Here is a 16,138-nt window from a genome sequence, read left to right as displayed (position 1 = left end):
TGTTTCACCCTTTCTGTGGATTTAGGAAAACTTCCTTAAACATTCCGTTTTTATCCAAAAATAGTTAACCATTGTCTCTCTGTATTTTTATGCAGTTGTAAAGGTGTACACTTTTCTAGGTCGTCCTCGTTCACCTGATTGAGCTTCCCCGCATTGCTGGACTAACCCGACTCGCTCCATTTCGGTCAAAATTCTGCGTCCGTTACGCTCCGTGCTTTGAAGCCATCGTGATAAATCCTGGGAAGTAAACTCTTGGCGACCATATTGATTGGAGTAGGAGATGATTTTTGATACAACTCCTGGACTCAATGCAGCCCCTTTGATTTTTTCTAACCAGGCAGAGCCTGTCTCCATCGTCTGATAGGAGATTTCATTCTCTTCCTGATGCTTTAGTGTAATCGTTTGATCTTCATCCATGATTAGGATGGTCGGTTTTTCATAGTGTTTCGTGTGTCGGAAACCAAGGCGGACATTTTGTTCGGCCTGGGATACGGTTTCGCCAAATCCGATAGCGACTTTTGCATGGAGGCTGGTTTGTAGTTTGACTTCCTCCATTAAGGCATATAGGTCACTTTCAGACTCATCACTTAGCTCTCCACGGGTCGTAAAGATAAAGAATAACCCGTCTCCAAGCTGCATGAGGGAACCGTTTGTTTTTTCCGCTAGTGTAAGCAAGTATCGTTTTAAATCGAGTTCCTGGTGCTTTGTTTTAAAGGAATAATAGAGCTCTTCTAGTTCATCTGGGTTAAAATCCATTCGACAACCAATTACGGCAACTTGAGCATTACGGTAGCGATTGGATTGAGCCCGCTCTTCTAAAAATTGAATGACGAGTTTGATGGATAGATAGGACGGGGTTACCCGAAACACCGGTATATCCATCTCTTTTAGTCTATAATAGACGTCTTTAATAGAAGTGATGACGACCTCTGTCTTGCCTTGCTCATATAAATTTCTATGAAACTCAACCAACTGATCGGTTTTACCACCACCTTCAAAAGGATGGTTGTAGTACGTTAGTGAGCTTAACTGATAATAGGATAGTATTTTGTCGATTTCTTCATTTTTGATAGTATCAATGCTTACGCTTTTGAATACTTTGTCTGTTGTAAGTTGAGCTTCTAATAGAATCCCAAAGAAGCTTGAGCCATGAAGAGGAGGGTACGTACCTTCTTCCTCTGTAATAAGACCTTGCTCTTTCGCGTAAGTGTAATTGAGTACTCCTGAAAAAAACCACTGATCCACTTCATAGCGGTGGTTTGTCAAAATATCCGTTACATCAGATAACTGCTCATACGTATATGGGAAAAAAGCTATTTCTTCAAATTCATCTGCAACATACATGATGCGCTTTACGGAATCTTTAGGCCCGATTACGCCAATCTTCGTCTTCACTGTCATCACCTGTCTCTATTCGTAGATATTCTGCAATCACATGGGTGCCTTTGTGCAAATCCTCTATAGAGGCATATTCTTTAGGGTGATGGCTAATTCCTTCCCGGCAAGGGATGAAAAGAAGACCAGAGGGCCATCGCTGCGCCATATTCATCACGTCATGACCTGCGCCACTATCCATGATGATGCTTTGTAATTGCAGATCATTTGTAACATGAGCTAGTTTCGCTTGAATGTCTTGATCAAGAAAAACAGAATCATTATCGACCAGTGTTTCAATTGAAATGCTTACGTTTCGCTCCCGTTCGATTTGCTGGCAGTAGGCCTCAATCCGATTGGCGAGTTCACGTTTAGACTGGTCATTCACACTACGAATATCAATACCTAGTTGTACGTCACCTGGGATGACATTCATGGCATTGGGTTGTAGGTGAACCGTACTTACAGTAGCCACGATAGGGAGCTCTTGCTCTTTGTTCATCGCATTAGCTTGTTCTTCTACGAAAGGAATCAATGGTGCGATGGCTACAAATGCATCGGATCGTTTGTTCATTGGTGTCGTCCCCGTGTGGTTTGCCATCCCTTTCACATTCACTTGTAAGCGAATAGGGCAGGCAACCCCACGTACAATCCCAATCTCAGCATCATTATCCTCAATTTGCGTGCCTTGTTCGATGTGAAGCTCTAAAAAGCTCTCAAGGTCATCAGGGGATTTTTCTGCTTGATCGATTGTGTCCCAGGAAAGGCCAAATGCTTCGATGGAGTCACGAATCGTCACGCCATCTGCATCCGTAACATGTTCTAAGTCGTTTTTATCTAATATACCTGATATAGCTTTACTCCCAATCGTCGAAACGCCATAACGAGCTGATTCTTCGGATGCAAAACAAATAACGGCGATGTTTTTCTTCGGTTCTACGTTTAAATCTTGTAGAAGCTTGATGGCACCTAAGCCAGTTAGGACACCTGCCACACCATCGTAGCCACCACCGCCATGAACCGTGTCTAAGTGAGAGCCAACAGCAACGGTCGGGGCGTGTTCATCCACTTTCCACGTTGCCCATTGATTCCCTGCTTCATCTGCATAAATATGCAATCCGAGGTTTTTGGCGATGGTTCGAAATGCTTCGTGAGCTTGCTCCTCCTCTGGAGTGTAACTTAAGCGGGAGAAGCCATTTTCATAGTCCATTTCGTTAACGAGATTTAATTGTAAAAGGTGTTTTTCTAACCAGTTTGTTAAGTCGTTCATGTTGTCGTCCCTCCCTGTAATAGATGAATGTACGTTTCTAGTGCAACGGAAAGTGCGTCTTCTTCAAAATCAAAGGAGGGGTGGTGATGATTAAATGGTAAGGCTGTACCGAAAAGCATGTAGGTTGCCTTTCCACCGTGGGCCTGTACTTCATTGATCATAAAACTAGCATCTTCAGACCCAGAAACCTTTGCTGAAGGTAGTATTTGATTGATGTAGCTATCTTCCTCTGGAGGGATGGATGCTAGCATGTCTTCATCACATACAATCCCTTCTGATTCTCCTACAAACTCTATGGTTGCTTCTACGTTATACATAGAAGCAGAAGCATGGATGATACGCTTTGCTTCTTGAAGCATATAGTCATTAATGGTCCCAGTTACTCCTCTAGTTTCTAGCTCAAGGTAGCCGGTATCGGAGATAATGTTACGCCCGTTACCTGCTTCTAACTTGCCTACATTGACCCTGGAAGCACCTTCACTATGACGCGGTATGGTGTACAGTTGCGTAGAAGCAGTTGCTGCCGCTAATAGGGCATTTCGTCCATCCTCTGGTTTCATCCCTGCATGGGATGACTCTCCTTTAAAATGAACGTTTAGTTTCGTGGAAGCTAGAAAACCTTCCACACCAGCTGCAATAGTACCTATATTCATAGGCGTAATCCCTAAATGACCGGTATAAAAAGAGTCCACGTCTGTGAGCCATCCATTATCAACCATTGCCTTAGCACCACGTCCACCTTCTTCTGCAGGCTGAAAAAGGAAGGTGAAAGATCCAGTGAGCTCACTATGGTGAGCCGCTATATAATGAGCAAGGCCAAGGCCAATGGTAATATGACCATCATGCCCACAAGCGTGCATCACCCCCGGATTAGAGGATATAAAACCTTCAGAGTAGGGGAGGTGAGCTTCTGATTCCGTCTCATGAATCGGTAATGCATCAATATCAAAACGGAATGCTTTGTGCTCTCCTTCTTTACCTGTATCCCACGTTGCGACAAGACCGGTGTGGCCACCCTTCATTAAGTTCATCCAATCTGACTCAACACCTAATGAGGCAGCTTTTTCCTCTTGTTGTTGTAGTAGGTGAGCAGCTGGAACACCATATCGTGATGAGCTTGCTATAGCACCTTGTCCGATATGAAGTGTAAAACCTAATGCCTCAAGTTCTTTTCCAATCGTATAGGTGGTGTAATACTCCATGAATCCTAGTTCAGGATGTTGATGGAACCATCGTCTCCATTGCATTAGTTGATTTTGGATCGTTTGAACAAATTGCTGTTCTTTATTCACTTACCTCACCATTTTCCTGGTTTGATAGGGTATTGAGTGTATCAATAGCAAGATTCACCATATAAGAGCTGCCAATTGGCAATGCCTTTTCGTTTAGCTTGAAAGCTGGGTCGTGAAGAGGCTTTTGCTCTTGTTTGTCTTCAATTTGAGTACCAAGCCAAATAAATGCGCCAGGATAGTGTTCCAAAAATCTAGCAAAGTCTTCACCAGCCATGACTGGGTCTAAGTTAGGAGTAGACGCTTCACCAAGAAGCTTTTGTGCAGAATGTCTAGCTTGTTGAGCCCATTTTGGCGTATTGATTGTAGCAGGGTAACCATCAAGATATTCAATCTCAACTTCTCCTTCAAACGCTTCTACCGTTTGTTGAACAATTGTATGAAAACGTTGCTTTACTTTTTCTTTTACTTCTGGTTTATACGTCCTTACTGTACCTTCAAGCGTTACCTTATCTGGAATAACGTTGTAGCGATAACCTCCATTAATACTTCCAATCGTAACTACAGCCGATTCGATTGGGTTCACATTACGGCTTACAATCGTTTGTAAACTAGAGATTATTTGATTACTTATAATAATAGCGTCATTCCCATCTTGTGGCATGCTGGCATGACCGCCGCGTCCTTTAATCGTTACAGTAAAACGATCCGACGCACCCATCATTGCCCCATCTCGCACGCCAATTTCGCCTACAGGAAGAGAAGGCCATACATGTTGTCCGAAAATCACATCTGGTGTGAACTCATCAAACACCCCGTCGTCCATCATTTGCTGCGATCCTCCAGTAGGGGAGTTCTCTTCAGCAGGTTGGAAAACGAGTAGTACCGTTCCTTCTATATAATCTCGCATGTTTTGGAGTGTATATCCTGTAGCTAATAGCATCGCTGTGTGAGCATCATGGCCACAAGCATGCATCTTGCCTGAGGTTTCGGAAATGTAGTCATGTGTATTGGTTTCTTGGATTGGTAGTGCATCCATATCAGCGCGTAGAGCGACTGTTTTCCCTGGTTTATTTCCTTTAATAATTCCGAGAACACCAGTATTAGCGAAACCTGTCCGATATTCAATACCGTATTCCGTTAATGTCTCTTGAACAAGAGCAGATGTAGCGAATTCTTCATTACTGAGTTCGGGATTCTTGTGCAAGGAGCGTCGAATACGTATGATATCGCTTTCTATAGTGGATATATAATGTTGTATCATGTCCTCCAAATAAACTACCTCCTTTATTTATGGACATTTTCCTTTAATATTCCGTTAATAAGAGTATAACAGAAATTTAAAATAAGTCATCCCGTTGTCGTTGAATTTTTTGAAAAATTCGACTTCCAAAATTACACAACACAATTAAATATAAGTGGTGAATTGGCGGAGTGGACGTATGTTAACAGAGGCATAAGTTGAAAATAGATACAAATCAATCACGCCAGTAGGGAGGTCATAAAGACTCATTTACTAGATTTTTAGAAGGAAAAATAGGATGTATACAAAAATGATTACAAGAAAACAATTTGAAAACAAAGTGTACACAAAAGTGTAAACAAGTAAACAAAAGCGTACGCATATTGACTTAAAAGGGTGTGTACAAAAATGTAAACAAGTATACAGTTTTGTTTGTGTTGTATACATTTTTGTGTACAAATTATGCACGACAAATGTCTGATTGACTATTTTGAGAATCTTCTATATTTTAGTAATAGATCCTTAAAAAACTAAAAAGGACTTTTAATAGAAAGGAAGATTCACATATGAGTCAATCAAGAATAGCTGCAGTAGACGTTGGTAATGATGCACTCAAAGGTTTATACGGAAATCTAGACTCTGAGCTGTACATACCGAATGTGATCGCCAGAGATATAGAAGACCGTCCGATTATCGGAATTGAAGATTTAGATCAGAAGGACCCTATGGATGGAATCCACATCCGAGTCCACTCCCCTGCCCTACAAGAGAACAATGTTATCTATCGTGTTGGTAATCTAGCAACGAAAAGTGATAACGCTTCTGAACTAGACCCAGGTAGTAGTAAATCGGAAGAAGACCAAACACTTATTATGCTATTTGCTTCATTAGCACTAGACGCCGTTCAAGATAAAAACGAAAAGACGTTTAGTCGAAACAATGGCACCGTGGAAGCGAACTATACGCTTGGCACTGGTCTACCATTAAGAGAAGTAAAAGAAGGCAAAGATGTTGGTTACCGTTCTCAACTTCTTGGCTCTGTTCACCAGGTTGAATTCCTAGTAACTCCTAAATATCAAGGTATCAAGGTGAACTTGAAGTTTGATGAAGTGAAAGTGTACCCAGAAGGATTCGCTTCCTTTATCAATCTAGTAATGGATAATGACTTAAACATTACGAACAAAGATTTAATTGATAAGCGTATTCTCATTCAAGACATTGGTGGCCTTTCTACCGATATTGCCGTTATCAAAGATCGCAATGTAGATGATGATAAAGCACAAGGATTTAACATTGGCGTTTCTGAGTCATTAGAGAAGATTCGCGAAGAAATTCGTTCCAAGCACGGTGTAGAGTTAGATAGTCGTCGTGACGTAGTAGATATTATCACGAAGAAAAATGACCGTAACCACATCATGGTAAAAGGTAGTCGTACAAGTGTGCACGATATTACCGACCGCATTTTACTAGAGCTTGCGAAAAAGCAATACCGTCATTTGCGTAACGTATGGCAAAAGAATTCTCAAACAGAAATCTGTTACTTTGTAGGTGGAGGTTCTGTTGTATTAAAAGAATACATCAAGTCCTTGAACAATAACTTAGATGGCTATAACATCGATTTCTTCGAAGACGAGAAAGAAAGCATCTGGATGATGGCCAATGCGTACTACAAGCTCGTTAAAGACTTCCAACGTAAAAACAACAAGAAGGAAGAAAATAAAAAAGTAGAGCAGAAGCAGCACGCAAATACCTCTAAGTAGGGTGAAATAGTATGACACAGAACGGGATACAGAGGGGACAAGCGATTACATTTCGCATTCCCTCTGACACACCGGACCATATATTAAGACAACTTCAGAACCTGAAAGAAACCGAACGGAGAAATTTCTCTAGTACCATCGCTGATTATGTGATTAAGGGTGTTAGCCAGTCTATGGCAAAGGAACGGGAAACGATTAGTATCCCTCTTCCAAAGCAACTCAATAAAGCGCAACGTGACTGGGTGAAACATGAATATTCCGAGGCGTTACTAGGAAGTATTCTCTATCAGCTTATATCTGATCCTGTGCGTTCGAGTGCTCTATTAGCATCATTTAACAGTAATGCTCTTGATATCAATGAAGCTCTTTATCTACAAGAAAATGATGAAGCATCTTCTAATCAAGAATCAGAACCAGAAATACACGAAGACGCCTATCCACAGCAAGAAAGTGCCTCTGCAAATGAAGGGGAACCCTCTTCTGAAGAGCAGGATACGACCTCCACGGATGAAGATTTAGATAACCTTGATTGGGAAAGCCTCAGTCAAGATATATCATCAGACTCTGAATCAGAAGAAGACGAGGAAGTATCCTATGATGACGTGTTAGGTGGATTTCTGGACAAATTGAATCAATAAGACAAAAAGAGGCTAACATGACCATCGTGTCATTTAGCCCTTTTTTTATATGGGATGATTCTACTTTTGCTTGCTTTGGTTCGATATATGCTCGGTTCCACTGCGCTTATGCTCGGTCTGGCATGAGAAATGCCTTCTTCAATCATGTCGCCAGAAGCAATTATGAAGGGCTCTTTACAATCTTGAATGTGTCGTTAAGTAACAGCCAATTCTGTGGGAAGTCATACCCTAGCACCCAGTAACTAATCCCTCTTAGGTCATACTGAATGACTGTATTAAACTTCGCTTGAGCACTGCGTGCATCTTCAAACCACACTTCATGTGTTTTACCTTCTGCATCTACATATCGATAAAAAGGGGATTGTGCAGATTCGTTGTATTGAATCGTAGCCCCGTACTGTAGTGCCCGATTTACAGCTTCTTGTGGGCTGAATGTTTCTGCTTCTTGCCCTTCTTCAAATGGTAACGTCCAGTCGCGTGCATATAGTTGAAATCCCATGAACAATTTGTCTCTCGGCATCACACTAACAGCGTAATCTAGTACCTTCCTGATTTCATCGAGAGGGGAAATGGCTCTTGGTGGTCCGAAACGATAGCCCCATTCATACGTCATTAACACGACAAAATCGACAATCCGACCGTGAGCTTCATAATCATGTGCCTCATAGAGTAAACCTTGTTGATCGGCGCTATACTTAGGTGCTACAGCTGTCGAGACAGAATATCCTTTTGGGTGTAATCGATCAACAGCACGTTGTAAAAATGCATTGTAAGCCTCGCGGTCTTCCGGTAATACGTTCTCAAAATCTACATTCAGACCTTGGTAGCCTTTTGTATTTAATATTGTAAGGATGTTATCTAACAGAGTATTTTGCAGCGAAGGATTGTTTAGGATAGTACTTGCTAAGTCTGATCCTAAGTCTTGGTATGTGAAATTAGTAATAGAGAGGATGGGAACGACCGAAAAAGAAGGAGCCATTCCCAATACGGTATCATCTGAAAATGGAATAAGACTTCCATCTTCTTGAATTTTATAAGCGAATGGCATAATATATGTGAGGGATTCGCCAACATCTTCCATAATGTTTCGTACATCTTCCCCTGAATCAATGGTGTAGCCATTGACCTCAATAGCATATTTTGGTTGAGTAGGTATGATTAATTGGGTGCCAGGGTATAGAAGGTTAGGATCATCTATTTGGTTGGCGTCCAATAACGTTTGTACGGAGATATCGAAAGCATTGCTAATACGAAAGAGTGTGTCACCTGGCTGTACCATGTATGTTTGTGGTGGAATGCTAAGGGTGGTACCAGGATATATAACATTAACGTCTTGTAGTTGGTTTGCTTGAATGAGTGTCGGTAGCGAAATGCTATATTGTTGTGCAATGGACCACAGTGTATCACCGGCTTGCACAGTATAAGTTCGGTAATAGGAAGGAATGACGAGGGCTAATCCAACAACAAGTCTGGACGGGTCAGAAAGTTCGTTTGCATCTGCAATTTCTTGTATAGTGGTTTGGTAGCGTTGAGCGATACTCCATAAGCTTTCACCAGCTTGCACAACATGTATTTGCATGGAAAGCCTCCTTCGTGATGTCTTTATATATGTTTATGCAATTTTTTCGTGGATTAATAGTAAAAAAAGCTATCGTCATAAAATAGCAAGGAGATACGAACAGTGTACTAGTTTTTGTAAGTAAGTCTTGTACTTGAATACCTCCAACGCTGGCTATACAACTGAGAAGCTAGGGCACGGAGTGTGAAGTGAATGGAAAGATAGGACGGAGAATGCACATGAGTAAGCAAAGAATTGGCTCAATTCATTTCTTGAGGTTTTTTGCTATGTTTATGGTTGTATTGGTTCATGTGACAGGGACGTACATCAATACATTGCCAATGGATAGTGGAGCCTTTCAGAAATACCATTTTTTAAATAGAATCATTCGCATAGAGGCTGGAATCTTTATCATGATTACAGGTCTCGTGTTTTTCTATAATTATTTTAGTAAATCTATTACTCTCTCGTTTTTGAAGGAATATATGCGGAAGCGAGCTGTGTTTATTTTGTTGCCATATGTGATTTGGGCAATATTTTATGAGTGGTACGCCTATCAAATTGGGTTTAGGGAAGTGAATGTTACAGAATCTGTGTTAAGAATTATACAAGGCGAATCGTATTATCAGCTGCATTTCATATTTATTATCGTGCAATTATATTTAGTCTTACCGATATTCATCTACCTTGCTCAGCATCTACAGCTGTTTAAAAAATATATGTGGGCGTTTGGTATTGCCATTGAACTTATCTATTTTATGATAGATTCAAGATTTGATATTATCCCTTTTAGCTTCTTTTTGAATAGTTTAGGCACCTTCTTGTTAGGGGCTTGGCTAGGCATTTATTTCTTAGAGCAAAAGGAGAAGGTGCGTAGTCGGACCAATTATCTGCTGGGAATATTGGCTGTCAGTGCAGGTGTAGCTACGGTGTACACGCACTACCACCTATATATTCTCAACACAATTGAATTGCCAGGCATTTATTATAAAGTGATAAATTTAATCTTCATCATGAGTGCAAGTTACTTGTGCTTCCGTTTGGCAGAAATCTTCAGCGAAAGTTGGTATGAAGGTGTTCAAAAGGTAGTGAGAAACGTTGCTGCTTACTCCTTTGGTTTTTACCTTATTCACCCTTTTGTTCTGAAGGAAGTAGCTCGTTTTATTCCCACACATTCAAATTATTGGTTCCACGTAGAGCTCTTAATGAGATATGTAGTCACATGTGCGCTATGTTTTATGATTATTTGGCTATTTCACAGGTTTACGCCATTTGCGAGCTGGCTGTTTGGAAAATTACCGAAGCAGGCCCCATCGTTAAAACCTGCGTATCGTCACGAAGCAAATCAATATACGCACTCCTCATAAGACAAAACCCCTGGTACTCTTTGTTCAAGAGCCAGGGGTTTTTTCGTACAGCGTACGCGTACTATAAAATTCAATGCTTGTGTAAAACTGAAAAAGTGAAGTAGCCACGTCCAGCTCCAGCGCCCAGCGACTAGTATGCTTCCCTCGCCTCCGTACGATAAGTTAACATCGAATCACTTCGTTCTTCGTGTTGCCTTTATCTCCTACGGATTAAAGGGAAGTTCGACTAAAACCGCTGCGTCACGCAGCAACATCGAACCAACCCACGTCGTGTGGGCCGCAGCATATACGTCGCTAACCGGGCGCTTCCGCTTTTGTTCTACTAGATAAATCCTGCTATAAGGAATAATACAGATGCTATTCCTGCTGATGTCAGGGCGTATGGTAGTTGTGTGTTAATGTGCTGCATGTGGTTGCATTCAGCCCCAACGGAAGACATGATACTCGTATCTGAAATAGGGGACGTGTGATCCCCAAAAGCACCGCCTGAAAGAACGGCTGCAGCTGCGATAATAGGATCTCCGCCTGTAGCTAGCATTAACGAAACGCCGATTGGCATCATGATTGCCCATGTACCAAATGAAGTTCCCATGGAGAACGCGACGAAACCAGATAAAGCGAACAAGGCAAACGGTATAATCGCACTTGGGATTACCCCTTTGGCGATTTGTTCAATGTATGCAGCAGCACCAGTACCTTCAGGAGCAGGTGCACGCATGATGTCACCAAGGGTTACGGCTAGTGTAATGATTACAGCGCCAAAGATGACGGATTTACTTCCCTCAAAAAGCTCATTGGAGAATTCCTTTGGCCCCATTAAGTTGGAAGCCATATACTTAATAAATGCTGCAATGATTCCTAGAGAAAAGCTGATAATAAGCATTTTGTTACCGTCTAAAGGTAGCTTTTCTATAGAGAAGAAATAAGGTAGCGTGTAATTGTATAGACCTAAGAAAACGAGCATACCAACCGTTACGCCCAATGGAAGTACCATATCGGATGGCTTTGCTTTTCTTGTATTTTCAGATGTATCAGGCTCTTCTGTAGTAGCTGAAACCTCAGGATTCACACCACTATAGTTGACGTGTTGAGCTCGTTCTTCAGCTTTTTTCATTGGTCCGAAATCTTTGATTTTTCCTGATGCAAATAAGAACACCATCAGGATCATCACGATGTTATAAAAGTTGAACGGCACGGTTTGAGCTAACCCAGAAATAGGATCATCAACACTAGGGATGTTGTCCACCATTAGTGCGCCCATAAAGGCAACCCAGCCTGAAATCGGAATCAATACATTAATTGGTGAAGAAGTAGAGTCTAATAGAAAAGCTAGTTTCTCTCGAGATATCTTCATTCGATCAAAAATCGGCTTAAAAACCGTTCCTGTAGCCAATGAACTAAAGTAAGCACTGGTGAAAAGGGAGGTGCCCATCACAGCTGTAGATACTTGCGCCCCTTTCTTTCCACGTACTTTTGTAGCGAGCCATTCTCCAAAGGCATAAGCCCCACCAGATTTATTTAAAACACCGATGAATGCGCCAAGAAGAAAGACGACAATAATTAATTCAGCACGTCCGGCTTCTTTGATGATCCCCATCCCTTGAATACCAGCGTCTGAATCTGCTGGATGACCGGCGATGGCCCCGAATAAATTTGTTATAGAATACATAATTGCATGAAGAACACCGTTCGTGCGTATATCAATCATTAAACTCCCAATCAGAATTCCTGCAAGTAAGGATGGAACCACTCGCTTCGACAAGATGGCTAGAGTCAAAGCCACAACAGAAGGAAGTAATGATAGTATGCCAAAATGCTCCATGGTGAACGCCCCTTTCTCTAAGTTGTTGATTAGTCACATACCAAGCAATTTGTTGATAAGTTCTCAATAATACGAATTGTTTGAAATCTTAATTTGCATTATAAGAATGTCTTATTTTTTATGAAAGAGAAAAAAATGAATAAAAGTAGCTGCATGAAGTGAAAAGAATGAAAAAACGACTCTTCACACATAATGAGAACAACTTATTCTAAGGGATTGGTCTATATGGTCTTAAGTTTCGTAGGGTTGATTGGCGGTTTAGCTCTTTTAGTGTATCTGACCTTAAAAGGGCTCAATTTATTAGTGGTAGCTCCGTTATGTGCTTTATTTGTGGCTGTGTTGAGTGGTTTGTCCATTTTTCCTCAGACAACAGAGGGAGATGCAGCTACATTTTTAAACAACTATATGAATAGCTTTGCTGATTTCGTTGCTTCGTGGTTCCCGATGTTTTTGCTGGGAGCGATTTTTGGAAAAGTAATGGGAGATAGTGGCTCTGCACAAAGTGTTTCGAAGTGGGTAATTGGAAAGCTTGGGATAGAGCGAGCTGTTCTTGCCATAGTACTTGCATGTGCGGTGTTAACGTATGGAGGCGTGAGTTTATTTGTGGTCGCATTTTCCGTGTATCCAATGGCAATTAGCCTTTTTCAACAGGCCAATTTACCAAGACGTTTTATTCCCGCTACGTTAGCATTTGGTTCTGTAACCTTTACGATGACCTCGGCAGGTTCACCGGAAATTCAAAACTGGATTCCAATTGAATACTTGGATACCAGTCCATATGCAGGTTGGGAAGTTAGTATTATTGTAGCTTTATTCCTTGCTACTACGGGATATTGGTGGTTGAAAAAGATGATTAAACGGGCACAGGAGAATGGAGAGGAGTTTGAGGAACGAGAAGATGATCCCGATCAATCAAATCGTGAACTTCCCAATCCTTTATTAAGTGTGGTGCCGTTAGTTATTGTTTTACTATTATCTTTTTTCCTCCACGGTACGCTTGAAAAGTCAGCGTTAATCGTAGCCTTGTTAGGAGGAGTGGTTTCCCTGTATGTATTGAATCGGAAGTATTTTCAGGACTTTGCGAATGCTTTGTCTGAAGGTACTACAGGTGCGCTCGTAGCCATTGGCAATACAGCAGCTGTCGTAGGATTTGGTGGGGTTGCACAAGCATCTCCTGCATTCGAAAGGTCTGTAGAAGCCATGACGAACATTCCAGGGAGCCCTTTAGTAGGAGGAGCAATTGCGGTAAGTGTCATTGCAGGGCTCACAGGTTCCGCGTCTGGTGGTCAAGTAATCGCACTACCGATTTTGGCTCCTCATTACCTTGATATGGGCGTAAACCCTGAAGCCTTGCATCGTACCATCGCCATCTCTTCTGGTGCGCTGGATTCCCTTCCTCAGAACGGCTATGTTGTTACAACCATACGTGCTATTTGTGATGAAACACACCAAAGGGCATATTGGGCAATGGGAGCGTTGACAGTAGTCCTACCTTTGATCGGAGCTATTCTGGCTATTGTCTTGTTCACGTTTGGACTGGGTATTTAGAAGCCTTTAGTTAATCTAGAAACAACCTACGTCGTGTGGGCCGCAGTTTGTACGTCACTTAACGGGCGCCCTGAGCTTTTGCCACGTCCAGCTCCAGCGCCCAGCGACTAGTATGCTTCCCTCGCCTCCGTACGATAAGTTAACATCGAATCACTTCGTTCTTCGTGTTGCCTTTATCTCAAAATACACAGAGGAAGTTCGATTAAAATCGCTACATCACGTAGCAACATCGAACCAACCCACGTCATGTGGGCCGCAGTATATACGTCGCTAACTGGGCGCCCTGAGCTTTTGTTCTTAGGCGTACCATTGGTATAGCTTTTTCGGACGACCGATTTTTTGGTGACTTAGCACTTGGTTCACTTTTCCTTCATCCAGTAAATGCATCAGGTATCGATAAACAGTCGGATAGGCTAGGTCAATATTTTTGGAGAGTTCATCGACAGATATGGGCTCTTTTTGCTTTTTGAGATAGTTGGATATATGCTGCAATGTATGTCGGCTAATGCCTTTCGTGCTATAGACGTCTTCCTCTTGTTCTTGATGCTGGCGCATATTTGCTAGCTGAACGTGAAGTTGAATTCTAGAAATCATATCTGGTGCTTTAACAGGTTTTAAAGCGAAGTCTGTTGCTCCTTCATCCAATAGTTGATCGGCAATTTCTTGCCGCTCATCCACTGTTAGCACTAGTACAGGAATGTGTGTGTTTATTGATCGTATTTCTTTAACGGTTTGAAGACCATCCATTTCTGGCATGTGATAATCGACTAGGATAAGGTCATACTGTCCCTGTTGAAAGCATGCTACTCCTTCTTTTCCGTTTTCAGCTGTATCTGATTCCCACCCAGCATGTTTACAAATCTCCGTTAACATGTAACGAAGGGAAGGGTCGTCATCAATGATTAGGATTTTCAAGTCTTACACTCTCCTTTGGTAATTGAATCCAAAAAATCGTTCCATTCCCTTTTTGACTATCGATGTGAAGGGTGGCGTCATGTTCTTCAACTACGTTTTTGACGAACGTTAGCCCTACACCAGGGTGGGATTTGGTACTATATCCTGGATTCCAAATATGTTTCTGTTCTTTTGTGGTCATGCCTCTTCCGTTATCTTCAATGCCTAGAAAGACCCCATCCTCATTCTCTTTAGTATGAATCGTAACGTGCGCATCTGGGTGCCCATCGACTGTGTCACAAGCGTTGTCAATTAAGTTGATTAATGCTCGAGTCATTCGAATTTTATTGATATAGACTTCGGTCTCTTCTTGGGCGTTGAGCTGAAAATCAAATGTGATGGCAGCGTAGGATAGCTTATTAGCTCGTACATATTCGATGAGTCGTTTCAGGGTGCACCAATTCTTTCGCTCGTCATAAAGAATCTCAGACACCATATTACTAGTGGATTGAATGGAATCGGAAATTTTCTCGGTATAATCCTGAATTTCTTTGTCGTTTGTTTTCATTTGAATCAACGAATTCAGTCCTTCAATTAAGGCGAGAGGTGTTTTTAAATCATGAACCAAGTGCATCGCTTCTCGTCCAGAACGTGATTCAATCATTTCCCCTCTAGCAATAGTTAAGTCCTGACTCATCGTCCATTTTTGTTCTGAAACGGTTAAATAGACAGCCAGAACGATGGCATTTCCAACAAAAATACTGCACAGAACAAGGCTGTAGAAGGACAAGGTGGTTTCAAATCCAAGTGATACGGCTACTTCTTTTACTTTGGTAGATATAGGCCCTCCACCAAAGCCATAAGGGGTAAGGAAAATGACGGTATCCAACCATTGGATACCAAACAGTAATTGAGTAAACACAAACGACTTTATGACAGGGCGTAAACGGCCTTTTGCGATACGCTGTAGGACAACAATCGACGCAACTAATAACAGAGCTGGACCTCCAAAGTAATAGTCGAGTGGATTATAAAAATTAATAATCGCATATACCAGTGGGACAATGGCAATGGGGATGAAGATTTTTAGCCACGGTCTCTGTAATCGATAGCCGAGTTCATCACCTAATAGCAAAGCTCCAAGATAATGGGGAAGAGCTCGAACCGTATTCAGCATCACGAGTAAAAAAGCTGTCATCATTAACGTGTTCCCGTTAGGATTTGTTTCTAGTTTTTCGACAAGAGAGGTTAGCCGTACTTCTTCAGCCCCTAACCATAAAGGCATCGTAATCCCAATAACGATGAGTCCGATTTTTATCCAGATGCTTTTCTTATTCAATAGCGTTTGTGTCAATGCGATACCCCAATCATATATGTTGTTTCATTTGTTATCCCAATTACGTACCATAACGTACGTTTAATTTTAATATACATC

Annotated in this window: 12 protein-coding genes; 4 read left to right on the top strand and 8 right to left on the bottom strand. The window is 41.6% G+C overall.

The genetic code is table 11. The annotated features are described in order from the left end of the window. Nucleotides 1–87 precede the first annotated feature (87 nt). From N782_RS03315 to N782_RS03300, 4 genes are read right to left on the bottom strand one after another with little or no spacing between them, the layout of a single operon-like run. Complete coding sequence (locus N782_RS03315; protein ID WP_036816185.1) at nucleotides 88–1,395, bottom strand: hypothetical protein; 1,308 nt, start codon at nucleotides 1,393–1,395, stop codon at nucleotides 88–90. Next, on the bottom strand, nucleotides 1,364–2,644 hold the full coding sequence (locus N782_RS03310; protein ID WP_052111146.1) for a M20 family metallo-hydrolase: 1,281 nt from the start codon (nucleotides 2,642–2,644) through the stop codon (nucleotides 1,364–1,366). Before N782_RS03310 ends, N782_RS03315 begins: the two co-directional genes overlap by 32 nt. Beyond that, nucleotides 2,641–3,936 (bottom strand): amidohydrolase, encoded by a 1,296-nt coding sequence (locus tag N782_RS03305; RefSeq protein ID WP_036816114.1) that lies wholly within the window; start codon nucleotides 3,934–3,936, stop codon nucleotides 2,641–2,643. Before N782_RS03305 ends, N782_RS03310 begins: the two co-directional genes overlap by 4 nt. Then, complete coding sequence (locus N782_RS03300) at nucleotides 3,929–5,137, bottom strand: M20 metallopeptidase family protein (protein WP_036816181.1); 1,209 nt, start codon at nucleotides 5,135–5,137, stop codon at nucleotides 3,929–3,931. Before N782_RS03300 ends, N782_RS03305 begins: the two co-directional genes overlap by 8 nt. 545 nt (nucleotides 5,138–5,682) lie before the next feature. On the opposite strand from N782_RS03300, the gene N782_RS03295 reads away from it, so the two are divergent. Both N782_RS03295 and N782_RS03290 read left to right on the top strand, forming a co-directional pair. After that, on the top strand, nucleotides 5,683–6,876 hold the full coding sequence (locus tag N782_RS03295; protein WP_036816109.1) for a ParM/StbA family protein: 1,194 nt from the start codon (nucleotides 5,683–5,685) through the stop codon (nucleotides 6,874–6,876). Between the two features lie 11 nt (nucleotides 6,877–6,887). Next, complete coding sequence (locus N782_RS03290; RefSeq protein WP_036816107.1) at nucleotides 6,888–7,514, top strand: hypothetical protein; 627 nt, start codon at nucleotides 6,888–6,890, stop codon at nucleotides 7,512–7,514. Nucleotides 7,515–7,674: 160 nt separating this feature from the next. Here N782_RS03290 and N782_RS03285 read toward each other — a convergent pair whose 3' ends face one another. Next, the gene (locus tag N782_RS03285) at nucleotides 7,675–9,093 is read right to left on the bottom strand and encodes a LysM peptidoglycan-binding domain-containing protein (RefSeq protein ID WP_036816105.1); all 1,419 of its coding nucleotides are present in this window, start codon (nucleotides 9,091–9,093) and stop codon (nucleotides 7,675–7,677) included. A 218-nt stretch (nucleotides 9,094–9,311) separates the two neighbouring features. Here N782_RS03285 and N782_RS03280 point away from each other — a divergent pair, with 218 nt between their 5' ends. Beyond that, nucleotides 9,312–10,439 (top strand): acyltransferase, encoded by a 1,128-nt coding sequence (locus N782_RS03280; protein WP_036816101.1) that lies wholly within the window; start codon nucleotides 9,312–9,314, stop codon nucleotides 10,437–10,439. 322 nt (nucleotides 10,440–10,761) lie between these two features. Here N782_RS03280 and N782_RS03275 read toward each other — a convergent pair whose 3' ends face one another. Further along, nucleotides 10,762–12,261 carry a Na+/H+ antiporter NhaC family protein gene (locus N782_RS03275; RefSeq protein WP_036816099.1) on the bottom strand — a complete coding sequence of 500 codons (1,500 nt, stop codon included), beginning with the start codon at nucleotides 12,259–12,261 and terminating at the stop codon, nucleotides 10,762–10,764. Between the two features lie 225 nt (nucleotides 12,262–12,486). On the opposite strand from N782_RS03275, the gene N782_RS03270 reads away from it, so the two are divergent. Beyond that, nucleotides 12,487–13,809 (top strand): GntP family permease, encoded by a 1,323-nt coding sequence (locus N782_RS03270; RefSeq protein WP_036816096.1) that lies wholly within the window; start codon nucleotides 12,487–12,489, stop codon nucleotides 13,807–13,809. Between the two features lie 297 nt (nucleotides 13,810–14,106). Here N782_RS03270 and N782_RS03265 read toward each other — a convergent pair whose 3' ends face one another. Then, nucleotides 14,107–14,724 (bottom strand): response regulator, encoded by a 618-nt coding sequence (locus N782_RS03265; RefSeq protein ID WP_036816094.1) that lies wholly within the window; start codon nucleotides 14,722–14,724, stop codon nucleotides 14,107–14,109. After that, a complete protein-coding gene (locus tag N782_RS03260) occupies nucleotides 14,705–16,057 on the bottom strand; it encodes a sensor histidine kinase (RefSeq protein ID WP_036816092.1) in 1,353 nt (450 codons plus the stop codon). The genes N782_RS03265 and N782_RS03260 overlap by 20 nt, the downstream gene beginning before the upstream one ends. Nucleotides 16,058–16,138 lie beyond the last annotated feature (81 nt).

Source organism: Pontibacillus yanchengensis Y32 (assembly GCF_000770635.1).
Lineage (GTDB): Bacteria > Bacillota > Bacilli > Bacillales > BH030062 > Pontibacillus > Pontibacillus yanchengensis.
Note: the sequence above shows the minus strand (reverse complement) of the source record. Positions and strands in the feature narration are given on the sequence as shown.